22 protein-coding genes and 1 pseudogene are annotated in these 21058 nt (G+C 76.2%); 13 read left to right on the plus strand and 10 right to left on the minus strand.

Features of this window, described 5'->3' with window-relative positions; genetic code table 11:
• The first annotated feature begins 77 nt into the window (after positions 1-77).
• The 4 genes from KDL28_RS01935 to KDL28_RS01950 are packed head-to-tail and all read left to right on the plus strand — an operon-like array spanning position 78 to position 3132.
• A complete protein-coding gene (locus KDL28_RS01935) occupies positions 78-1067 on the plus strand; it encodes an NAD(+)/NADH kinase (protein ID WP_252435396.1) in 990 nt (329 codons plus the stop codon).
• Between the two features lie 57 nt (positions 1068-1124).
• Complete coding sequence (locus tag KDL28_RS01940) at positions 1125-1406, plus strand: hypothetical protein (protein WP_252435397.1); 282 nt, start codon at positions 1125-1127, stop codon at positions 1404-1406.
• The gene (locus KDL28_RS41245) at positions 1403-2701 is read left to right on the plus strand and encodes an alpha/beta hydrolase (RefSeq protein ID WP_252435398.1); all 1299 of its coding nucleotides are present in this window, start codon (positions 1403-1405) and stop codon (positions 2699-2701) included. The genes KDL28_RS01940 and KDL28_RS41245 overlap by 4 nt, the downstream gene beginning before the upstream one ends.
• Complete coding sequence (locus KDL28_RS01950; protein ID WP_252435399.1) at positions 2698-3132, plus strand: LppA family lipoprotein; 435 nt, start codon at positions 2698-2700, stop codon at positions 3130-3132. The genes KDL28_RS41245 and KDL28_RS01950 overlap by 4 nt, the downstream gene beginning before the upstream one ends.
• A gap of 15 nt (positions 3133-3147) precedes the next feature.
• On the opposite strand, the gene KDL28_RS01955 is transcribed toward KDL28_RS01950, so the two are convergent.
• The 5 genes and pseudogenes from KDL28_RS01955 to KDL28_RS01975 form a co-directional block, all read right to left on the minus strand.
• Positions 3148-4257, minus strand: coding sequence for an NAD(P)H-dependent flavin oxidoreductase (locus KDL28_RS01955; RefSeq protein ID WP_252435401.1), 1110 nt, complete (start codon positions 4255-4257; stop codon positions 3148-3150).
• 100 nt (positions 4258-4357) lie between these two features.
• The gene (locus KDL28_RS01960) at positions 4358-5260 is read right to left on the minus strand and encodes an alpha/beta hydrolase (RefSeq protein ID WP_252435402.1); all 903 of its coding nucleotides are present in this window, start codon (positions 5258-5260) and stop codon (positions 4358-4360) included.
• A 59-nt stretch (positions 5261-5319) separates the two neighbouring features.
• The gene (locus KDL28_RS01965) at positions 5320-7098 is read right to left on the minus strand and encodes a sensor histidine kinase (protein WP_252435403.1); all 1779 of its coding nucleotides are present in this window, start codon (positions 7096-7098) and stop codon (positions 5320-5322) included.
• A gap of 584 nt (positions 7099-7682) precedes the next feature.
• Positions 7683-8499: pseudogene (locus tag KDL28_RS01970) on the minus strand (ATP-binding cassette domain-containing protein); the annotation flags it as partial.
• Positions 8500-8537: 38 nt separating this feature from the next.
• A complete protein-coding gene (locus tag KDL28_RS01975) occupies positions 8538-8747 on the minus strand; it encodes a hypothetical protein (protein WP_252435404.1) in 210 nt (69 codons plus the stop codon).
• 628 nt (positions 8748-9375) lie between these two features.
• On the opposite strand from KDL28_RS01975, the gene KDL28_RS01980 reads away from it, so the two are divergent.
• Positions 9376-9744: a response regulator gene (locus KDL28_RS01980; protein ID WP_252435406.1), complete on the plus strand. Its 369-nt coding sequence runs from the start codon at positions 9376-9378 to the stop codon at positions 9742-9744.
• A gap of 23 nt (positions 9745-9767) precedes the next feature.
• Positions 9768-10412, plus strand: a complete 645-nt coding sequence (locus KDL28_RS01985) for a response regulator transcription factor (protein WP_252435426.1) — start codon at positions 9768-9770, stop codon at positions 10410-10412.
• A 23-nt stretch (positions 10413-10435) separates the two neighbouring features.
• Here KDL28_RS01985 and KDL28_RS01990 read toward each other — a convergent pair whose 3' ends face one another.
• The gene (locus KDL28_RS01990) at positions 10436-10870 is read right to left on the minus strand and encodes a CBS domain-containing protein (protein WP_252435407.1); all 435 of its coding nucleotides are present in this window, start codon (positions 10868-10870) and stop codon (positions 10436-10438) included.
• A 135-nt stretch (positions 10871-11005) separates the two neighbouring features.
• On the opposite strand from KDL28_RS01990, the gene KDL28_RS01995 reads away from it, so the two are divergent.
• The 6 genes from KDL28_RS01995 to KDL28_RS02020 all read left to right on the plus strand — a co-directional run bounded on the left by KDL28_RS01995 (position 11006) and on the right by KDL28_RS02020 (position 16668).
• Positions 11006-11563: a MarR family winged helix-turn-helix transcriptional regulator gene (locus KDL28_RS01995; protein WP_252435409.1), complete on the plus strand. Its 558-nt coding sequence runs from the start codon at positions 11006-11008 to the stop codon at positions 11561-11563.
• Positions 11564-11773: 210 nt separating this feature from the next.
• Positions 11774-12649: a serine/threonine-protein kinase gene (locus tag KDL28_RS02000; RefSeq protein WP_252435410.1), complete on the plus strand. Its 876-nt coding sequence runs from the start codon at positions 11774-11776 to the stop codon at positions 12647-12649.
• 137 nt (positions 12650-12786) lie between these two features.
• The gene (locus tag KDL28_RS02005) at positions 12787-13962 is read left to right on the plus strand and encodes an acyl-CoA dehydrogenase family protein (RefSeq protein WP_252435411.1); all 1176 of its coding nucleotides are present in this window, start codon (positions 12787-12789) and stop codon (positions 13960-13962) included.
• A gap of 4 nt (positions 13963-13966) precedes the next feature.
• Positions 13967-15121: an acyl-CoA dehydrogenase family protein gene (locus tag KDL28_RS41250; RefSeq protein ID WP_252435412.1), complete on the plus strand. Its 1155-nt coding sequence runs from the start codon at positions 13967-13969 to the stop codon at positions 15119-15121.
• Between the two features lie 104 nt (positions 15122-15225).
• Complete coding sequence (locus KDL28_RS02015) at positions 15226-15585, plus strand: VOC family protein (RefSeq protein WP_252435413.1); 360 nt, start codon at positions 15226-15228, stop codon at positions 15583-15585.
• A 177-nt stretch (positions 15586-15762) separates the two neighbouring features.
• Entirely contained in the window at positions 15763-16668 is a 906-nt protein-coding gene (locus KDL28_RS02020) for a nitroreductase family protein (RefSeq protein ID WP_252435414.1), read from the plus strand.
• Positions 16669-16701: 33 nt separating this feature from the next.
• Here the strand turns inward: KDL28_RS02020 and KDL28_RS02025 are convergent, their stop codons facing one another.
• The 4 genes from KDL28_RS02025 to KDL28_RS02040 all read right to left on the minus strand — a co-directional run bounded on the left by KDL28_RS02025 (position 16702) and on the right by KDL28_RS02040 (position 20190).
• Entirely contained in the window at positions 16702-17604 is a 903-nt protein-coding gene (locus KDL28_RS02025) for an SCO6745 family protein (RefSeq protein ID WP_252435415.1), read from the minus strand.
• Positions 17605-17673: 69 nt separating this feature from the next.
• On the minus strand, positions 17674-18198 hold the full coding sequence (locus KDL28_RS02030; protein WP_252435416.1) for a VOC family protein: 525 nt from the start codon (positions 18196-18198) through the stop codon (positions 17674-17676).
• A gap of 11 nt (positions 18199-18209) precedes the next feature.
• Positions 18210-19577 carry a Rieske 2Fe-2S domain-containing protein gene (locus tag KDL28_RS02035; protein WP_252435417.1) on the minus strand — a complete coding sequence of 456 codons (1368 nt, stop codon included), beginning with the start codon at positions 19575-19577 and terminating at the stop codon, positions 18210-18212.
• 181 nt (positions 19578-19758) lie between these two features.
• Positions 19759-20190, minus strand: coding sequence for a pyridoxamine 5'-phosphate oxidase family protein (locus KDL28_RS02040; protein WP_252435418.1), 432 nt, complete (start codon positions 20188-20190; stop codon positions 19759-19761).
• Positions 20191-20271: 81 nt separating this feature from the next.
• Between KDL28_RS02040 and KDL28_RS02045 the strand changes: the two genes are divergently transcribed.
• Positions 20272-21058, plus strand: a 787-nt coding sequence (locus KDL28_RS02045) for an AraC family transcriptional regulator (RefSeq protein ID WP_252435419.1), incomplete at its 3' end; no start/stop codon positions are given.

Genomic DNA, 21058 nt, shown 5'->3' on the forward strand with positions numbered 1-21058 from the left:
CCGCGTTCCACCGCCACCACCCCAGCCCGCCGGGCGCCTACCGCGTCGGGGATGATCTCGCTCCGTAGGCTCGGGCGATGCAGCTGAGGACGCTCGGCCTGGTGGTGCACGGCGGCAAGCCCCGGGCGGTCGAGGCCGCCGGGGTCGCACGGGCCTGGGCGGCGCGGTGCGGCGTCGCCTGCGCCGACATCGACGTCTGGTCCGAGGACGGCAGGCACAGCGCGGCCGAGGAGGCCGCCCGCGCCGGCCACCCCGAGCTGGTGGTCACCATCGGCGGCGACGGCACCTTCCTGCGCGGCGCGCGGATCGCCATGGCCGGCGGGGCCGCGGTGCTCGGCGTCGACGTCGGGCGGGTCGGGTTCCTCACCGTCGTCGAGGCCGATGACCTCACCGAGGCGCTCGACGCCGTGCTGCACGACCGGTTCGAGATCGACGAGCGGCTCGCGCTCACCCTGTGCGCCTCGCGCCCGCTGGCGATCCCGCCGGGCATCGAGGCGCTGCTGCGCTACGGGCGCGGGCCGGCGCTGCCCCCACCGCTGGTGCGCGAGCGGGTGGGCGGCGATCCCGACGTCGGCGTCCCGCTGGACATCCGCGCGCTCAACGACGTGGTGTTCGAGAAGCTGGCCCGCGACCGCCAGGCGAGCGTGGCCATCTACGTCGACGGCCGCCGGTTCGTCTCCTACTCCGCCGACGCGGTGATCGTCTCCACGCCGACGGGGTCGACCGCGTACAGCTTCGCCGCGGGCGGTCCGGTGCTCTCGCCCGCGCTGGCCGGGTTGGTGCTGACGCCGGTGGCGCCGCACATGAGCTTCAACCGCAGCCTCGTGCTCGCCCGCGAGCAGCGGGTGGCCGTGCAGGTGCTGGAGCGGTCCGGGCAGGTCGCGGTGAGCGTGGACGGGGCGCTGCGCGGCGTGCTCGACCCCGGTGACTGGGTGTCGGTGCACGCCGACCCCACCGGCGCCCGGCTGGTGCGCCTTGGCGAGGTCGACTTCCTCGGCCGCGTGCGCACCAAGCTGGGGCTCGCCGACGCCGCGGCGGCGCTCGCCGACAGCGGCGAGGCCGGCTGAGGGCGGGTTCGCCCGTTCGCCCACGGGACGCCCCGGTGCCCCCTTAACCTGCCCGACGTGGATGGGTTCGAGGTGCCGACCGACCTGGTCACGACGGCCGGGCAGGCGGCCGGACGGGTGGCCGACGCGCTGGCCGGGCTCGACCTCGCCGGCCCGGTACGCGACCTCGCGGCCGCGCTGCCCGGCGGGCGCACGGCGACGCTGGCCGCGCGTCCCGGCTGGGCGGAGCTCGCCGCGCTGGGCGGGCGGGCGCGCCGGCACTCCGACGCGCTCGACGCCGCCGCCCGCGCCTACCTCGACGCCGAGGCCGCCGCCCGCGCGGCCGCCGGGCCGGCGTGAGCGGGGTCGCGGTGGTGGCGCTGGCCGACGTCCGGCGCTGGGACCCGACGCTGCTGGACTCCGCCGCCCGCCGGCTCGCGCTCGCCCGCGACCGGGTCCTGGGAGCCGAGCCCGACCTGCGCGCCGCCCGTCCCCCGGCCGGTTGGCTGGGCAGCGCCGCCGAGGCGGCGGGCCGGGAGCACGCGTGGATCGCCGAGCGGAGCCGGCGCGCCGCCGCCGCGCTCACCGAGCTGGGCCCCGCCCTCGCCCGGGCCGCCGACACCGTCGCCGACCTGCACCGCGACCTGGCCCGGCTCGAGGCCCTCGCCGCCGCCCACGGTCACCGGATCGACCCCGACGGCACCGTCACCGCGCCCGCGCCCGCCCTGCCCTGGCTGCCCGCTGACCCGCTGGCCGCCGAGCTGACCGCCGCCGTCGCCGACCTCCTGCGCCGCGCCGACGAGCTCGACGCGACCCTCGCCGCCGCCCTCACCGCCGCGGACGACGCACCGGACCAGCCGCGGGGCGACGCGCCCCCCGCCGCGCCGCACCCCGGCGCCGCCCCCGACCGGAACACCGCCTGGTGGGCGTCGCTGACCCCGGCCCAGCAGGAGCGCGTGCTGCGCACCGACCCCGGCCTCGTCGGCGACCGCGACGGCATCCCCGCCGCCGCCCGCGACGAGGCCAACCGCTCCCGGCTGGACACCGAGACGGCCGGCGCCGACGCCGCGATCGCCGCCACCCGCACCCGCCTCGCCGCCCTCGACGCCCCCACCGGGCCCGGCTTCGGCGGCATCGACCCGGCCGCCGCCCGCCCGGCGCTCACCGACCACCTGGCCGACCTGCAGGACCGCCGCGACGCCCTGAGCACCGTCGCGGACACCCTCGCCGCCGACCCGACCGGCCGCCACCTGCTCCTGCTCGACGTCGAGGACGTGCCCCGCGCCGCCGTCGCGATCGGCGACGCCACCACCGCCGACCACGTCGCCGTGCACGCGCCGGGCTCCACCAGCACCGTCGCCGACTCCCTGCCCGCCCTCACCCACGACCTCACGCTGCTGCGGGAGAACGCGCTCAACCAGCTCGCCCTCGCCGGGCGGCCCGACGCCACCGTGGCCGCCGTCGCCTGGCTCGGCTCGGAGACCCCGGGACCCGACGCCGCCCTGGCCCGCTTCCTCGACGGCCTCGCCGCCACCCGCCCCGGCGGCGAGCCCGTCGTCGAGCTCACCGGCCGCGACCACGACCTGGCCCCCGGCACCCCGCGCCAGCACGACACCGCCGCCACCGTCGCCGCCCTGCCCGGGAGCACCCCGTGACCACCTACGCCGACCTGCGCCACCGCCCCCGCCTCGACGAGGCCGTCGCCGGGTACGAGCGGATGCAGGCCCGCATCCGCGCCGCCCTCGACGACGAGCTCGGCCCCTTCGACTGGCACCGGGTGCGCGGGGCGACCGGCTCCACCGGCGGCCACGACGTGCCCGCCGAGTTCGGCACGCGCACCCTCGCGCTCGCCCCGTGGGGCTTCGCCGCCCCCATCCCGGACCCCGGCTGGGAGCGCGCCCGGCGGATCGTCCACGGCATCGCCCGCGAGCACGGCTTCACGACCCCCGCCGTGGACGTCGACCGCCCCGGCCACCACCTGACCGGCGCGCTGGACCCGGTGCTCGGCGCCAGCTGCACCCTCGGCTCGCAGCGCACCACGATCATGCAGGTGGTGACGGGCAGCCACCTGCCGACCGGCGCGTGAGACCCCGGCGCCGCGCTACTCCCCCAGCGCGGCGTTCAACCGCTCCGCCGCCTCCAGCAGGTCCTCGGCCATCTCCCGCACCACCTCCCGCGCCGGGCGCACCTTCCCCATCAGCCCAACGCCCTGCCCCACCCAATAGGTCGCCAGCTCCTGCGCCCCGGCGTGGCCCCCCTCGGCCAGCACGTCCAGCCGGCGCAGCGCGGGCTCGGTGAGCATCGACTGCAGCGGCATCGGCAGCGGCCCCGGCGCCCCGGGCGCGTCCCACGCCTCGGTCCACGCCGAGCGCAGCTGGCGCGACGGCTTGCCGGTGCGCCCGGCCGAGCGCACCGTGTCGCGCGAGGAGGCGGCGAGCATCTTCCGCACGGTGTGCGGCGCGGTCTCGGCCTCCTCGGTGGTCAGCCACACCGACCCGGTCCAGGCCCCGGCGGCGCCGAGCGCGATGGACGCAGCCACCTGACGGCCGGTCACGATCCCGCCCGCGGCCAGCACCGGCACCGGGTGCACCGCCTCGATCACCTCGGGGACCAGCACCATCGTGGTCACCTCCCCGCAGTGCCCGCCCGCCTCGGTACCCTGCGCCACGATCACGTCCACGCCCGCGGCGACCTGGCGCACCGCGTGCTCCTTCGCCCCGACGAGCGCGGCGACCGGGATGCCCGCCGCGTGCGCGCGATCGATCATCGACCTGGGTGGGACGCCGAGCGCGTTGGCGATGAGCTTGATCGGGTGGGCCAGCGCGACGTCGAGCAGTTGCGCGTTGAGCTCGTCGCCCACCAGCGCGCGCACCGGGCCGTCCGGGGCGGCCTGCACCCCGTTGCGGGCCAGCAGCTCGCGCACGAACTCCCGGTGACCGGCCGGCACCCGGTCGGCGAGGTCCCGGGCGTCGAGCCCCTGGCCCTTCCCCTCGAACTTCTCCGGCATCAGGATGTCGGCGCCGTAGGGGCGACCGTGCACGTGGTCGTCGATCCAGGCCAGCTCCCGGTCGAGCTGCTCGGGGGTGTGCGAGGAGGCGCCGAGCACCCCGAAGCCACCGGCGTTGGTGACCGCGGCGACGACGTCGCGGCAGTGGCTGAACGCGAGCACCGGGATGTCGATGCCGAGCATGTCGCAGATGGCGGTGCGCACGCGGGTCCTCCTCGGGGACGGGGTGAGGTCGACCTCCCTCGTTACCCGCCGCCGCCCCCGGGCGCCAGGGGGGTGCTGGGTGCGCCAGCGACCGGGGCCACTAGGTCTTCAGCGCGGCGGCGAGCGCCGCCACCTGCCGACCGACGAACTCCCGCGACACCCCCGCCTTGCGCTGGGCCATGTCGAAGCCGTGGTAGGCGCCGGGCACCTCGTGCAGCTCGACCGGCACCCCGGCCTCGCCGAGCCGGCGGGCGTAGGCGCGGTCCTCGTCGAGGAACAGGTCGAGGGTGCCGACGCCGATCCACGCCGGAGGCAGCCCGGTCAGGTCCTCGGCCCTGGCCGGCGCCGCGAGCGGGGGCACCTCGCCCGCGGTCGCCGCGCCGAGGTAGGAGCGCCAGCCGAACCGGTTGGCGGCCGCGTTCCACATCCGCAGCCGCCCGGCGACACCGGGAGGGTCGCTGACCGTGCGGTCGTCGAGCATGGGGTAGACCAGCAGCTGGAACGCCGGGTGGATCTCCCCGCGCTCCCGGGCCAGCAGCGCCAGCGCCGCGGCCAGGCCGCCGCCCGCGCTCGCCCCGCCGACCGCGATCCGCCGCGGGTCGACCCCGGGCTGCCCGGCGAGCCACTCCAGCCCGGCGTAGCAGTCGTGCAGCGGCGCCGGGAACGGGTGCTCGGGCGCCAGCCGGTACTCGACCGAGGCCACGACGACGCCCAGCTCCCGGGCGACGCGGCGGCAGAAGTCGTCGTCCATCGCCGCGGAGCCGATCACCAGCCCACCGCCGTGGATCCACAGCAGCGCCGGCGCAGGATCCGTAGTGGCGGCCGGTCGGGCCACCCGGACCGACACGGCCTCGGACACCGCCACCACCTCGGCCTTCGACCGCGACGCCACGGCGCCCAGCCGCCCCAGCGCCCGGACCAGGGGCAGGCTGCGCGGCCCGACGGCCGCCCTGGGCAGGAAGCGCGCGGCGCGGCGCAGGTCGGGGTGGAACGGTTCGGGCATCGGGGCTCCTCGCTCGCCTCGCCGGTGATCCGCTCCCACGCTAGCGGCCAGCCACCACCTCAGACCTCGATCGGGAGGTGCGCGCGCACGACCGTCCCGCCGGTCGGTCCCCCGCCGACCTCGAAGCTCCCGCCGAGCGACTCCACCCGGTCGGCCAGCCCGCGCAGGCCGCTGCCCCGACCGGGGTCGGCGCCGCCGACGCCGTCGTCGGTGATCTCGACGATCGCCTGCCCCTCGCGCCGGGTCACCCGCACCTGCGCGGCGCTCGCCCCGGCGTACTTGGCGGTGTTGGCCAGCGCCTCGCTGACCACGAAGTAGGCGGCCAGCGCGACCGGTTCGCCGAGGCGGGGACCCGGCTCGACGGTGACGGTGGTGGGGACGGCCGCGCGCATCGCCAGCGCCTCGAGGGCGACGTCGAGGCCGTGGTCGAGGGCGGCCGGATGGATGCCCCTGGCCAGCTCGCGCAGCTCGGCCAGCGAGCGGGCCAGCTCGTCGCCCGCCTCGGTGACGAGCTGCTCGGCGTCGTCGGGGTCGGTGCGGATGCGGCGCTGGATCAGCGACAGCTGCAGGGCCAGGGTCACCAGCCGCTGCTGGGCGCCGTCGTGCAGGTTGCGCTCGATGCGGCGCCGCTCGGCGTCGCCCGCGGTGATGATCCGCTCGCGGGCGGCGGCCAGCGCCGCCAGCTGGGCCTCGGTCTGGGCCTGCAGGTGGCTGTTCTCCAGGGCGATCGTCGCCGCCGCGCCCACGGCCTCGACGAGCTCGGGGTCGTCGTCGAGCGAGCGGTCGTAGACCAGCACCGCGATCGGCTGCCCGTCGCGGACCACCCGGGTGACCGAACGCTCCCCACCGGGTTCGGACAGCACCACCGCCCGGCCGTCGGTGTCGGAGTAGGACCGGCCGTCGGGCTGCGGGTAGGCGATGAGCAGCGCCGGATCGCCCAGCGCCTTGGCCAGCGCGGCGCGCAGCTCGGCCGGACGCGCGGTCCGCAGCCCGCTGAACAGCTCGATCAGCCCGCCCCGGGCCAGCGCGGAGCGCAGCAGCCCGGCGAGGAACGCGATCGGCACCGCGGCGATCGAGCAGATGCCGATCCACACCAGCACCGGGGAGCGCTCGGCGACCAGGTCGACGGCCAGCAGCGCGGCCAGCAGCAGCAGGCAGACCGCCCCGGCCGCGCTCGGCAGCATCGCCCGCCGCCGGGGCGGCGTCGCCGCCCGCCAGCGGGCCGCGATCACCGCCGCCGTCCCCACCGCGCCGGCCAGCAGCGTCGCCAGCTGCGCGCTCTCCACGGCGTGGGCCAGCCCCGGGTCGGCCACGACCAGCAGGAGGTTGCCCTCCGCCGGGTAGAACGCCAGCCACAGCGGGGCCAGCACGAACACCTCGAACGCCACCACGCCGACCAGCACGCGGTCGAGCACCGTGCGCAGCCTGCCGCCGCTGAGGTAGCTCAGCAGCAGCGGCACGAAGAACACCATCCACAGATCGGGCAGCCAGAGCCCGATCGTCGTGGCCGGCGCCGAGTCGAGCTGGCTGACCAGCGGGGACACGAAGAACGCGAAGCCGGTCGCGGTCATCAGCTGGCCGCTGCGGTTGTCCGGGCGGCGGTGCCAGGCGATCAGCCCGCAGACGGCGAACGACCCGCCGATCGTGCGGAAGACGACGTCGATGGCCTCCACGGTGCCGTCGCCGAACAGCACCGGGACGAGCGCGCCGAACTCGGCGGCCAGCGCCGCGGCCCACAGCAGGACCCAGGTGGCGCGGCCCGGCCGGGACGCGCCGAAGCGCCCGACCACGCGGGCGCTGCGGCCGCTGAGGGCGCGGGGCGCGAGGTCGGCCGTCATGGGGCTCCTCGGGCTGCGCGCCCGGCACGACGGCCGGTGAACGGGCCACTGTAGTGACGCGGACGCCGGGCTGGCACCGCCGATCGGCGGGCGGCCCGGCTGCTCCACCGATCATGCGTCCCGGCGGTCTGCCGCGGCGATCGCCACGCCCAGCAGCGCGGCGGCCGCCGCGGCGAGGTACACCAGCCCGACCCCGCCGACCCGGCGCCACTCGGTCGGCCCGGCCAGGGACAGGTCGACACCGGGCAGCAGCGCGGCGCTCAGCGCCCACCCCCGAACGCGGCGACCGTCCCGACCGCCGCGGCGACCGCCGACACGACGACGGCCTTCGCCCCCAGTGCGAGCCCGCGGCGCGGCACGGCCATGAAGGTGGTGCGGATCGTGCCGACGGTGTGCTCGCCGGTCACCGAGAGGGTGGCCATGACCATCACGACGGCCATCCCGACCGCGTAGGAGATCTGGGTGGTCGCGACGGTCACCGGCGGACCGCCCTCGTGGTGGCCGGCGACGGCGACCAGCGCGTCCAGTCCGACCGTCGCCGGCACGGCCACCCCGGCGCACCACCACGGCGACCGCGTGGAGGTGAGCGCCGGCCCGGCGGACGCGGCCAGCGCCCCGATCCGGGCGATGTCCGTGCCGGTGGCGACCAGGGCGCCGTCGCCGGTCGGGGTGGTCGCCACGCCCTGCGCGGTGAGCAGGTCGCGCGGTTCCGCGAGCCGCGGGCCGGACACCCGCACTCCCGACTCCGATGCGCCGTCCACGAACGCCGCCGTCGAGCTCGGCATGATCAGCCGGCCGCCCGATCACCACCAGCTCGGTCGCGGTCAGCGCCATCTCCGCGAGCAGGTGGCTGGACACCAGCACGCAGCGGCCCTCGGCGGCGAGGCGCCGCACGAACCGCCGGATCCAGACGATGCCCTCCGGGTCCGGGCCGTTGACCGGCTCGTCGAACAGCAGGATCCCCGGGTCGCCGAGCAGGGCGGCGGCGATGCCCAGCCGCTGGGACATGCCCAGCGAGAACGCCCCCCGCCCGGCGCTCGGCCACGGCGGTCAGGCCGACCTGCTCGAGCACCTCGTCCACCCGTCCGGGAGACAGCCTGTTCGAGCGGGCCGGCCAGCGCAGGTGGGCGCGGGCGGACCGGTTGGGGTGCACCCACTTCGCGTCGAGCAGGGCACCGACCGTGCGCATCGGGTGCGCGAGCTCGCGGTAGGGCCGCCCGTCGACGAGCGCGGTGCCCACCGTGGGGCGGTCCAGGCCCAGGACCATGCGCATCGTGGTGACTTCCCCGAGCCGTTCGGGCCCAGGAAGCCGGTGATCCGCCCCGGCTCGACGGTGAAGGTCAGGACGGCGACGGCGACGGTGGCGCCGTGGTGCTTGGTGAGGCCGCGGCTCTCGATCATGAGTTCCTCCGGTCGGGGTGTGACGGGGGGTGCGGGGTTCAGCCGGCGAGCACGTCGACGGGGCCGCTCACCGTGCTGGCGAAGATCCGCCGCGCCGCGGTGGGGTCGTCGGCCACGCCGACGGTCACCGGCCCGATGACGGTCGTCGCGGTCACCCGGTAGCCGCCGGCCGGCACGGTCACCCGGACCGGTCCGGCGACGGTCGCCACCCGCACGTCGTCGGGGGGCCGCACGAAGCTCGCCGTCACCGGTCCGCCGATGGTCGAGGCGCTGAACCGGGGCGTGTCCAGGCCGACGGCGTCGATGACGGCCCCCCACGGTGTCGACGCGTACCGCGGTGCCTGCGGGCACCGCGATCTCCTGCTCGGTCTCGCAGCCGAGGTTGACGTCGGCGCAGTCCGCGGTCAGGGTCAGCACGCCGTCCACGACGGCGCCGCCGAGCGTCGGCTCGTAGCCGGGGGTCCAGTGCCGGATCGCCTCGACGGTGACGTCCGGGCCCGGCGCCGCCCGCAGCGCGACGCTGCCCTCGTCGACCTCGACGACGATCTCGCGCACCCCGGCGAACGACCGCGAGACGCTGTCCTGCTCCAGCGATCCCGCGACGTGCACGCCGAACGCGACGGCGCCCACGGCGCCCAGCAGCGCGACCCCGCCGACGGCGGCCAGTGCGATGGTCCGGCCGCGCCGCCGCGGCCGGGCGGGCAGGCTCCCGATCGGTGGTGCGGGAGGGAGTGGCGCGGAGTGGGACGGTGTCCGGGTCGATGTCATGGCACGAGGTTGCTGCGCCCGGGACCCGGCGGGTACCGGTCCAGCACCGGAGCGCGGGCAGGGTTTGCCCTGTGGCCCGGGCGGCGTCCCGGCTGCCAGTATTCGGCCATGACCGACCGGGTGCTCATCGTCGACGACCACGTGTCGTTCCGGCTCATGGCGCGCCGGTTGCTCACCACCGACGGCTTCGACGTGGTCGGGGAGGCCGGGGACGGGCCGGGGGCCGTGGCCGCGGTGCGCGAGCTGCGTCCCGACGTGGTGCTGCTGGACGTGCAGCTCCCCGGCCCGGACGGGTTCGCCGTGGCCGGCGAGCTGGCTGAGCAGGAGGCACCGCCGGTCGTGGTGCTGGTGTCGAGCCGGTCGAGCTCCGACTACGGCCGCCGGGTCGCCGAGAGCCCGGTGCGCGGGTTCATCACCAAGTCCGAGCTGAGCGGGGAGGCGCTGCGCCGCGTGCTCGGGTCGAGGGCGTGCGCATGAGCGCCGGCGGGGACAGCGCCCCGCTGCGCGTGATGGTCGCCGACGACGCGGCGCTGTTCCGGGAGGGCCTCGCGCGGGTCCTCGCCGACGCCGGCTTCGACGTGGTGGCGAAGGTCGGCGACGCCCACGCGCTGCTGGAGCGGGTGCGCGCCGAGCCGCCCGACGTCGCCGTCGTCGACATCCGGATGCCGCCGACGCACACCACCGAGGGGCTCGACGCCGCCCGCACCCTGCACGCGACCCACCCGGGCGTCGGGGTGCTGGTGCTGTCGGCCCACGTCGAGGCGCACTACGCCCTGCAGCTGATCGAGTCGGGCGCGCGGGGCGCGGGGTACCTGCTCAAGGAGCGCGTCGCCGACGTCGCCGAGCTGGGCGACGCCGTCCGCCGGGTCGCCGCGGGCGGTCTGGTGCTCGACCCGTCGGTGGTCGCCCGGCTGGTCGGGCGCAGGCGGACGCGCAGCCCGCTCGACGACCTGACCGACCGGGAGCGCGAGGTGCTCACCCTGATGGCCGAGGGCCGGTCCAACCAGGCGATCTGCCAGCGGCTCTTCCTCAGCCCCAAGACGGTGGAAGCCCACGTCCGGGGGGTGTTCGGCAAGCTCGGGCTGCACCAGGGCGCCGACGACAACCGCAGGGTGCTGGCGGTGCTGACCCACCTGCGGCACTGACCCGCGCGGCGGTCCCGCCCGCGTCAGTGCCGGGCGATCACCACGTCGCGCAGGACGCCGGTCTCCATCTCCATCTCCCGCACCCGGTGCTTGACCAGGTCGCCGATGCTGACCATGCCGACCAGCGCGCGGCCGTCGACGACCGGCAGGTGCCGGAAGCGGCCGGTGGTCATCCTGGCCATCACCAGCGCGATCGACTCCTGCGGGGTGCAGGTGCGGACCTGGCTGGTCAGCACGGCCGTCACCGGCATCTCCAGCAGCGCGGCGCCGTGCTCGCGCAGCCCGCGCACGACGTCGCGCTCGGACACGATGCCCCGGATGGCGACCTGCTCGTCGCCCACCAGCAGGGCGCCGACCCCGACCGCGCCGAGCCGGTCGACGACCTGCGCGACCGTGGACGACGGGCGCACCGAGTGCACCACGCGACCCTTCGCCTCGAGGATGTCCGCGATCTTCATCGGCGTTGCCCCTCCCCATCGGGTGCTGTCTGCTGACGAATGTCCTCCTCCCCCGCGCCGCGCCGCAACGAGTCGGCCCGCCCGTCACTCGTCCGCCCGCGACGGGGCGGTCGGGGCGGCTCCTACCATCGGGCCGTGCCCCCACCTCCGCCCCAGCCCGACCCCGGCACCGTCGCGCCCGGGGGGTTCCTGGCGTTCGCCGGCACCGCGCTCGACCGGACCGCCGAGCGCCTGCCCGGGACCGACCGGTCGGCCATGGCGATGGTGCTGCTGCTGCACCGCGTGGCCAGCACCGTCGTCTACGACCTGGAGTCGACGGTGCACCGCCCGGCCGGCTGGAGCTGGTCGGCGTTCCGGTTGCTGTTCGCGCTGTGGGTGTTCGGGCCGCAGGAGGGCAGCCGGGCCGCCGGGCTGACCGGGATGAGCCGGGCCGCCGTGTCCAGCCTGGCCAAGACCCTGGCCGCGGCCGGGCTGGTGCACCGCGCGCCGGACGCGAACGACCGGCGCAGCGTGGTGTTCTCGCTCACCGGGTCCGGCGCGGCGCGCGTCGAGGAGGCCTTCCGCGCGCACAACCGGCGCGAGTCGCGCTGGGCCGAGCTGCTGACCGAGGACGAGGTCCGCACGCTGAACACGGTGCTGGGCAAGCTCGCCCGGGTCGCGCAGGAGCAGGACTGGGTCAGCCACCGCTTCTGACGCGCAGCCCGGCCCACGGGCCCCGCCGTTCCCCTGGTGTTCATGGACGGCGACATCTACGGTCCGAGCTAGTAAAACCTTTCATCAGTCTCGGCCGGTGCCGCGCGGGACCCTCCCGGCGCCGGCCCAGGGGGACCGACACATGACGCGCTCCGGACGAGCCCGTGACACCCGGCCCGAGGGGCCGGACCCGACCCGGGGGACGGCCCGATGAACACCGCCACCGACACCCGGGTGCCCGCCGCGGTCGCCGCGCTCTGCGACGACGCCGCCGCCTTCCCGCCCGCCCTGCGCCCGCTGCCCGACGCCGTGCTGGCCTACGCCAAGCGCGCCGGGGCCTGGTACGCCGACCTCATCGGCCCGATGGTGCTCGCCGCCGACGCGCTGGCCCGCCTCGGACCCGTGCTGGCCGAAGGCGCGGTGCCGCCGCCGCTCGCGGTGACGGTCGCCGGCCCGGGCCGCGTGCCCGCCGCGCTCGCCGCGGCCCGGGCGCTGCCGGTCGAGCTGCGCTCCGTCGAGGTCGCGGTCCCCGCGGACATGGCGGCGAGCGAGCTGGTCGACCGGCTCGCCGCGGCGGTCGAGGACGCCCCCGACCTCGACGTCTACGTGGAGGTCCCCCGCGACGCCCGGCGGGAGCCGGTCGTCGCCGCGCTGGCCGGGCGCTTCCGGGCGAAGTTCCGCACCGGCGGGGCCCGCGCGCGGACGCACCCCGACGAGGCCGAGCTCGCCGGGGCCCTCGCCGCCGCCGTCGCCGCCGGGGTGCCGTTCAAGGCGACCGCGGGCCTGCACCGGGCGCTGCGCAACACCGACCCGCGCACCGGCTTCGAGCAGCACGGCTTCCTCACCCTGCTGCTGGCCACCGACGCGCTGGTCGAAGGCCGGGGTGAGCAGGTGGCCCGGGTCCTGCTGGCCGAGCGGGACGGACCGACCGTGGCCGGGCTCCTCGGCGAGCTCGACCCCGACCGGGTCCGGCGGGCGCGGGCGGCGTTCACCTCGTTCGGCACGTGCAGCATCGCCGACCCGCTGACCGAGCTGATCGCGCTCGGGATCGTCACCGCCCCGGACCCCGGCGCGACCGGCGGCTGAGGGCGTCCGCCGTCCGGTGTGGCCGCCGCCATTGGTCATGTCGGTGGCGCGGGGCATCATGGCGGCAACGGGAGTCGACACCGGCCGGGCCGGCGGCGCCCGCCGTGCTCGCGAGGGACGTGGAGGGAAGAGGTCGGATGCGGTTGCAGCTGTCCCCCGAGGACGAGGCCTTTCGACAGGAGATGCGCACCTTCTTCACCACGAAGGTGCCCCAGGCCACCCGGGACGCCGTCGCGGCACGCCGCGACGTGGGCCGGGAGCAGTACGTCGAGACCCAGCGCATCCTCAACGCCGCCGGCCTGGCCGTGCCGCACTGGCCCGTGGAGTGGGGCGGGCGCGACTGGACGCCCCTGCAGCGCCACATCTGGCGCGAGGAGATGCAGCTGGCCTGCGTGCCGGAGCCGCTGGCCTTCAACACCAGCATGATCGGGCCGGTGATCGCGGCGTTCGGCGACGACGCGCAGAAGCAGCGCTTCCTGCCGGCCACGGCCAACCTGGACATCTGGTGGTGCCAGGGGTTCTCCGAGCCCGACGCCGGCTCCGACCTGGCCAGCCTGCGCACCACCGCGGTCCGCGAGGGCGACGAGTACGTCGTCAACGGCCAGAAGACCTGGACCACGCTGGGCCAGTACGCCGACTGGATCTTCTGCCTGGTGCGCACCGACCCGACCGCGGAGAAGAAGCAGCGCGGCATCTCGATGCTGGTCTTCCCGATGGACACCCCGGGCGTCACGCTGCGCCCCATCGAGCTCATCGACGGCGGCTTCGAGGTCAACGAGGTCTTCTTCGAAGACGTCCGGGTGCCCGCGGAGTACCTGATCGGCGAGGAGAACCGCGGCTGGGACTACGCCAAGTTCCTGCTCGGCAACGAGCGCGCCGGCATCGCCAGGGTCGGGGCCACCAAGCGGCTGCTGGCCGACGCCAAGCAGCTCGCCACCGAGGTGCGCGCCGACGGGCGTCCGCTGTCGGAGGACCCGCGGATGGCCGCGCGCATCGCCGAGCTGGAGAACGAGCTGCTGGCCCTGGAGCTGACCGCCCTGCGGGTGGTCGCGCACTCCACCGACGGCAAGCCGCACCCGGCCTCCTCGGTGCTGAAGCTGCGCGGCTCCGAGCTGCAGCAGGCGGCCACCGAGCTGATCGTCGACATCGCCGGGCCGCTGTCGCTGGCGTCCTTCGCCGGCGAGGACTCGCAGGTGCCCGAGTGGGCGCGGGCGGCGACGCCCGAGTACCTGAACTACCGCAAGGTCACCATCTACGGTGGCTCGAACGAGGTTCAGCGCACCATCATCGCCGGCACGATCCTGGGGCTGTGATCTAGTGGACTTCAGCTACGACGACGAGCAGAACGCGCTGCGCCAGGCCGTCAGCGGCCTGCTGGGCCGCGCGTACGACGGCGAGAAGCGCCGGGCGGTGGTCGCGGCCGACCCGGGCTTCGACGAGAAGACCTGGGCCGGGCTCGCCGAGATGGGCCTGCTGGGGCTGCCCTTCGCCGAGGAGCGCGGCGGCGCGGGCGCCGGGCAGGTCGAGGTGGCCATCGTGGCCGAGGAGATCGGCCGCGTGCTGGCCCCCGAGCCGTACGTGCAGGCCGTGGTGCTGACCGGCGGCCTGATCGACGCGGTCGCGACCGACGCCCAGTGCGACGAGCTGGTCGCCGGGCTCGCCGAGGGCTCGCTGGTGCCCGCGTTCGCGCACGCCGAGCCGGGCACCCGGTGGAGCACCGCGGCGGCCGGTGTCCGCGCCGTCGAGGAGGGCGGCACCTGGCGGCTCACCGGGGTCAAGGAGCCCGTGCCCAACGGCGCCCGCGCCGACGTGCTCGTGGTCAGCGCGATCGACGAGGCGGCGGGCGGCGCCACCCGGCTGTTCGTCGTCCGCGCCGACGCCGAGGGCCTCACCCGCGTCGGCTACCGCACCCACGACGGCACCCGCGCGGCGAAGGTCGAGCTCGCGGGCACGCCCGCCGAGCCGCTGGGCGAGGGCGCCGACGACCGGACGGCGGCGATCGAGCGGGCCCAGGCCCTGGCCCGCATCGCCTACGCCCACGAGAGCATCGGGGCGATGGCCACCGCGCTCACCACGACCACCGAGTACCTGCGGACCCGCAAGCAGTTCGGGGTCACGCTGAACAAGTTCCAGGCGCTGACGTTCCGCGCGGCGGACATGTACGTGTCGCTGGAGCTGGCCCGCAGCACGGCCCTGTGGGCCAGCCTGGTCGCCGGCGCCGGCGGCGACGTGGTCACCGCGGCCGACCGCGCCCGCCTGCAGACCAGCCGGGCGGGCCGGCACATCGGCAAGGACGCCATCCAGCTGCACGGCGGCATCGGCGTGACCGCCGAGTACACCGTCGGGCACTACACCAGCCGGCTCACCGCCATCGACCACGTCCTGGGCGACGGCGACTGGGCGCTCGACCGCCTCGCCGCCACCGTCGGCGACCACGAGACCGTCGACCCGCTGGGCGCGCCCTACACCTGACCGGTCGCGCGCGGCACCGGGTCCGGCGGAGGCCGGCGCCTCGCGCGGGCGGCACGAACGAGAGCGGGGCAGCGGCATGGACGGGACAGCATGAGCGGAGCGGCATGAGCGGGGCAGGCGAACCGGTGAAGATCGGCAACGTGCTGCACCCGGTGGCCGACGTGGCCGCGGCCCTGCGGTTCTACGAGGGCGTCTTCGGCCTGGAGCGCAGGTTCGTCGACGGCGACCGGTTCGCCGCCCTCGACGCGGGCGGCACGACGCTCGCGCTGGCCGGACCGGCCGAGGACGTCACCGGCGGCGTGCCCGCGGCGTCGTTCAAGGTCGCCGACGTGGCGGCGAGCGTGGCGGCGATCGTCGGGGCGGGCGGCAGCGTCGTGCGGGAGCCCGAGCAGGGCCCGCACGAGGTGCGGGCCGTGGTGCGCGACCCGTGGGGCAACGTCCTGGTGGTCTACGGGCGCGGCTGAGCCCGACCGGGCCCCAGCAGCTCCCGCCGGTCCGCACCGCCGCGAAGTCGATGCGGGTGCCCGGTGCGCCCGGACCGTCCGGCCGCCGTGCTCGGGTCTTTCGGCCGTACCCGGGCACCGCGCCCGCACGGCACCCTCGACGTCGACAGGGAACGCCGAGCACCCGGGACGGACGACATGGACGAGGCACCGACCGCACTCGGCCTGACCCCGGCGCAGACGGCCGACGTGCTCGCCGCCGCGGGCCGGGCGCCGTCGCCGGGCAACTCCCAGCCGTGGCGCTTCCGGGTCGAGCCGGGCGCGATCACGCTGCTGGCCGACCGCGGGCGCCGCATGCCCGCGACCGACCCCGACGACCGCGAGCTGCGGCTGGCCTGCGGCGCCGCGCTCTACACGCTGCGCCTCGCGCTGCACGGCCACGGGGTGCGCCCGCTGGTCACGGTGCTGCCCGACCGCGGCCGACCGGACGTCATCGCGGTCGTGCGCCACGGCGGGCACCGGCCGGCCACGCCCGGCGAGCGCCGGCTGATCGAGGCCGTGCGGCGTCGGCGCACCGACCCGCACCCGTTCGCCGACACCCCGGTGACCGCCCCCGAGCAGTACGCGCTGCGCCGGGCCGCGCAGGACGAGGGGGCGTGGTTGCAGGTCCTCGACGGTGCGGCCGAGCGGCGCAGCGTGCGGGGGCTGGCCGCCGCGGCCCGGCACGAGCAGCTCGCCGGGGCACCGGACGACGCGTGGGCCCGGCGCGACGTCAGCGGCGCCGGTCCCGCCGAGGGCCACCAGAGCGAGCCGCTGCTCGCGGTGCTCACGGCGCACCTGAGCGGGCACGCCGCGGACGTGCAGGCCGGGCAGGCCCTGCAGAAGGTCCTGCTGACCGCCACCGCCGAGGGGCTGAGCGCGTCGTTGCTGTCCCAGGTCGTCGAGGTCGCGCGGACCCGCGAACGCCTGCGCAGGCTGGTGCACGGCACCCGCGCGCCGCACGCGGTGCTGCGGATCGGTCGGGGGTGGCCGGTCGTGGCGACGCCGCGGCGCCCGGTCGCCGACCTCATCGCCTCCGGGCCGGAACCCGCCGCCGCGGGGTGAGCGCCGCCCGCGCCCGGGACGTCCCGCGCGGGCTCAGCGGCTCGGGTCGGCCAGGTCGTGCGGCCCGGCGGCCGGGTACCCGGCCGCGGCCCGGACCGCCTTGCCCCAGGGCAGCAGGACGTCGAGCAGGTCCGGGAGGTCGTCGCCGAGCGCCCGCACGATCGGGGCGCACATCCGGTCGGTGGCCACCTCGACGGCCTCGCGCTCGTCGCGGCCGAGCTCGGTGAGCGTCCCGTCAGCGAGCAGCCCGCGCGCCACCAGCCGCTCCTCCGCGGCCTCGAGCTGCTCTGGCGTCCACGCGCGCGTGCGCACGTAGGTGCGCAGCGGCAGGCCCCAGTAGGCCTCGGTGAGCAGCCCGATCTCGGTGGCGTCGAACCCGGCCGACGTCCAGGCCGCGATGTGGGCGTCGCCGCGGAACTCGCGCAGCAGGTCGGCCAGCCGCCACACGTCGCCCAGCGGGTCGCCCGGGAGCCCCAGCGCGAGCAGGCCGGCGAACAGCGCCTTGCCCTCCGGGCGCAGCGGCTCGACGGCCCGCTGCAGCAGCGTGCGGGCCCGCTCCAGCCCCTCCGGCCGCTCCCCCAGTATCCGCGCGAGCTGCGCCGTGCCCGCCCGGGTGCGGGCCGCGCAGATGGTCGCGGCGTCGGTGATCGACCAGCCGTGCGCGACGGCGGGCACGACGGCCTGCGGGTTGAACACGCCGAAGGCCGCCGCGACGACCTCCCCCGGCACCTGCCCGAGCACCGAGCCCCGGCTGGTGAAGTAGGCCGGGCCGTCCGGGGCCTGGACGCCCCGGGTCGAGCGGGGGCTGCCCGCGAAGCCGAGTCCGGCGTAGGCCTCGTGGGCCTCCCGGGCGAAGTACACCTGCCCGGCGACCGGTTCCAGGGCTCCGGCGAGCTGCCTCGCGGACGGGGCTGTCGACGTCGACGGCACGACCACCTCCACACCTGCATCGGGTGAGAATGGGAATCGCGCCACCATAACAAACGTTCAGTAGCCTCCCGGGGATCAGACGGGGGCCGTGGGCGTGGAGACGCCCACACCGCTGCGGGTGTCGGCGCCGTAGCGCGCCACCTCGGCCTCCAGGTCGAGCCGCACACCCCGGCGCGAGCGGCCCTCGATCGCCGCGTCGTCCAGCAGCTCGGCCGGCACCAGCCAGGCCACCTCGAACTCCAGGCCGTCCGGGTCGCGGGCGTAGAGGCTCTTGGTGGTGCCGTGGTCGGTGGCCCCGACCAGCGCACCCGCCCCGTCCAGGACGGCGGCCAGCTCCACCAGCTCGCCGAGCGTGCCGATCTCCCACCCCAGGTGGTAGAGCCCGACCGTGCTGGTGCCCGCCGACGAGTCGGCCAGCCCCGCCCCCAGCGCGAACAGCCCGATGTCGTGGTCGTTGGTCGAGTCCGGCGCCTGCAGGAACGCCGCGCTGCCCGGGCGCGCCATGACGACCCGGAAGCCCAGCAGGTCGCGGTAGAAGGCCACGGAGCGGTCGATGTCGCGCACGTAGAGCACGGCGTGGTTGAGCCGGTGGATGCCCACGGTCGCGGCCCTCAGTCGCCCGCGACCGGGTGCCGCTCCGCGACCAGCGACTGCAGCGCCTCCTGGACGGCGGGATCGTCGTCGGTGCCCAGGTAGCGCCAGTCCTCGCCCTCCTCCAGCGTCTTGTCGGCGGCCCGGATGGTGGTGAAGTCGCGGCCCTCGTCGGCCAGCGCGGGCGGGGGCGTGCCGTCGGCGGCCAGCGCCTTGGCCGCGCCGATCAGCAGCCGCCGCATCCGGATCACGGCCTTGTCCAGCTGGCCGAGCTGCTCGGTGCTGCGGTCGTAGATCGGCCCCATCGACTCGGTGACCATCATGTCCTGGCTGACGAAGTCCGACACCCCGGTGAAGGTCTCGGTGCGCTGGACCTCGCGGTCGATGAGGTAGTCGTTGGCCGCGACGTGGGTGCGCGGGGTGATGCCGCCGGTGCGCCGGGTGAAGGCGGTGTCGTAGGGGCTGGCATCGAACAGCGGCGCCCCGCCGTAGCCCTGCGGGTTGGCCTGCACCTGGGCGTCGAAGTTGTAGCGCCAGCAGTTGTGGTCGTCGATCGGCACGACCATCAGGTGCCGGGTGTTGTACGGGATCGCGGCGATGATCGTGCTGTAGGGCGCGACGTACTCGGTGATCCGGACGTTGGTGTGCCCGTTGGGGGTCGTGCGCAGCCCGCCGTAGCGGAAGCCGTACCAGGTGTTCTCGACCTCGATGCGGGGCGCGCGGTCGTGCATCCAGTACTTCCAGGTCATCCGGTTCGACGGGTAGCCGGGCTTGTCGGTGCCGTCGTCGGCGATGTCGGCGGCCGCGCTCCAGGCGTGCAGCCAGGAGATGTGGGCGGTGTCGAGGTTGCCCTCCATGGTCTGGATCCAGTTGCACGTGGTGTGCAGCTTGGTCGCCACGACCTTGTCCGCGGGCAGCGTCTCGGTGCCGAAGTCGCGGAACGGCGTCATCGTCTCGGCGGGGCCCATGTAGGTCCACACGATCCCGCCCGACTCGTGCACCGGGTACGCCTTGGCCCGCACCCGGTCCTTGAAGGTGCTCGTCGCCGGCTCCGAGGGCATGTCGATGCACGCGCCGTCGGCGTCGAACTGCCACCCGTGGTACGGGCACCGCAGCCCGCAGGTGCCGTCCGGGCCGGCCTCGTTGCGGCCGAAGTACAGCGACGCGCCGCGGTGCGGGCAGTTCTCCTGGATCAGGCCCACGCGGCCGGTGGTGTCGCGGAACGCGACCAGGTCCTCCCCCAGCAGGCGGACCCGGACCGGGTCTCCGCCCGGGACCGGCACCTCCTCGCCGAGCAGGGCCGGGGTCCAGTAGCGGCGCAGCACCTCCCCCATCGGGGTGCCCGGTCCGACCCGGGTGAGGATCTCGTTATCGGCGTGCGACAGCATCGTCGGCCTCCTCGTGGCGCGCGGCGACGGCGAACGGGTTCTCGGGTGTTCGACGGCGGTTCCGCGCTCGATCCGGGATCGACGGTAGACGATCGTGGCGAGGCCCCCGCACCGTTGATGACCGACTATCCGCCACGCGAATGGGCGACTGAGGTGAGGCGTACCTACCGCGGGCGCGTGCCTACTCGAAGGCGTAGCGCTGCACGGACTCCGGGTGCAGGACGACGCGGACCAGCTCGCCGTCCAGGATCGCGGCGAGCTCGGCGGCCCGCTTCGGGTCGTCGAGGTCCCAGTAGCGGGGGGCGAGGCGCGCGGCCAGCTCGTGGGCTCCGTCGGTCTCCACCGTGGTCCGACCGGCGACCGACACCCAGCGCTCGGGCTCGCCCACCGGGGCGGCGACGACGATCGAGGCGTGGGGGTCGCGGCGCAGGCGCCCCACCTTCGGCGACTCCGACGCCGAGAACAGCTGGACCGTCCCGTCCGCGGTGGCCTCGAACCACACCGGTCGGGGCTGCGGCGGCCGCGGCCCCCCGGGCACGGTCAGGAACCCGTGCAGGGGGCGGGCGAGGAACTCGAGGTCGGCCGGGGTCAGCGTGCTGGTCGCGGTGCTCATGACCATGATTCAACGGCCCCGGCCCGGACGGATCCATGGTCGAGGAGCTCGATCGCCTGTCCGATCGTCTAACCTCGGGCCGTGGACGCCTTCGGTGACCTGTTCCGCGGGGTGCGGGCCCAGGGGTCGCTGTTCGGCAGCTCGACCCTGTCCGCGCCCTGGTCGCTGCTCTTCGTGGACGGCGCCCCGCTCACGCTGTGCACCGTGCTCGAGGGGGCGGGGTGGATCGTCCCGCAGGGCCACCCGCCCGAGCACCTCGCCGCAGGCGACACGGTGGTCGTGCGCGGTCCCGCACCGTTCTCCTTCGTCGACGAGATCGGCACCGGGGCCGAGCCGATCGAGTGCGGCGAGCACTGCGCGACGCCCGAGCAGGGCGGCACCCGGCACCGCCTCGGCTGGCACGACCCCGGCCCGGCCTCCCACTCCGACGGCGCGACGACGCTGGTCGTGGGCGCCTACCCGGTGCGGGGCGAGATCGGGCGGCGGCTGCTGGACGCGCTGCCCGACGTCCTGCGCGTCGCGCCCGGTGGCACGGCGGGCGCCGTGGGCGACCTCCTGGCCGCCGAGGTCGCCGTGGACGCCCCGGGCCAGCAGGTCGTGCTCGACCGGCTGCTGGACTGGATGCTGGTGTGCGCGCTGCGCGAGTGGTTCGACCGGCCCGACGGCGAGGCGCCCGCCTGGTACGCCGCGCACCGCGACCCGGTGGTCGGCCACGCCCTGCGGCTGCTGCACGCCGAGCCGGCGGCGCCGTGGACCGTGTCGTCGCTGGCCGAGCGGACCGGGGTGTCCCGGGCCACGCTGGCCAAGCGGTTCGCCGACCTGGTAGGCGAAACGCCCCAGACCAACCACACCCGCTGGCGCATGAACC

The organism is Pseudonocardia humida, assembly GCF_023898865.1.
GTDB lineage: Bacteria > Actinomycetota > Actinomycetes > Mycobacteriales > Pseudonocardiaceae > Pseudonocardia > Pseudonocardia humida.

Bases quoted from the DNA above. Each gene is read 5' to 3' on its own strand.
- KDL28_RS02015 (WP_252435413.1), top strand. From the start codon at position 15,226: ATGAGCGGGGCAGGCGAACCGGTGAAGATCGGCAACGTGCTGCACCCG.
- KDL28_RS01935 (WP_252435396.1), top strand. From the start codon at position 78: ATGCAGCTGAGGACGCTCGGCCTGGTGGTGCACGGCGGCAAGCCCCGG.
- KDL28_RS01990 (WP_252435407.1), bottom strand. From the start codon at position 10,870: ATGAAGATCGCGGACATCCTCGAGGCGAAGGGTCGCGTGGTGCACTCG.
- KDL28_RS01965 (WP_252435403.1), bottom strand. From the start codon at position 7,098: ATGACGGCCGACCTCGCGCCCCGCGCCCTCAGCGGCCGCAGCGCCCGC.
- KDL28_RS01960 (WP_252435402.1), bottom strand. From the start codon at position 5,260: ATGCCCGAACCGTTCCACCCCGACCTGCGCCGCGCCGCGCGCTTCCTG.
- KDL28_RS02005 (WP_252435411.1), top strand. From the start codon at position 12,787: ATGCGGTTGCAGCTGTCCCCCGAGGACGAGGCCTTTCGACAGGAGATG.
- KDL28_RS01980 (WP_252435406.1), top strand. From the start codon at position 9,376: ATGACCGACCGGGTGCTCATCGTCGACGACCACGTGTCGTTCCGGCTC.
- KDL28_RS02000 (WP_252435410.1), top strand. From the start codon at position 11,774: ATGAACACCGCCACCGACACCCGGGTGCCCGCCGCGGTCGCCGCGCTC.
- KDL28_RS02020 (WP_252435414.1), top strand. From the start codon at position 15,763: ATGGACGAGGCACCGACCGCACTCGGCCTGACCCCGGCGCAGACGGCC.
- KDL28_RS02035 (WP_252435417.1), bottom strand. From the start codon at position 19,577: ATGCTGTCGCACGCCGATAACGAGATCCTCACCCGGGTCGGACCGGGC.
- KDL28_RS02040 (WP_252435418.1), bottom strand. From the start codon at position 20,190: ATGAGCACCGCGACCAGCACGCTGACCCCGGCCGACCTCGAGTTCCTC.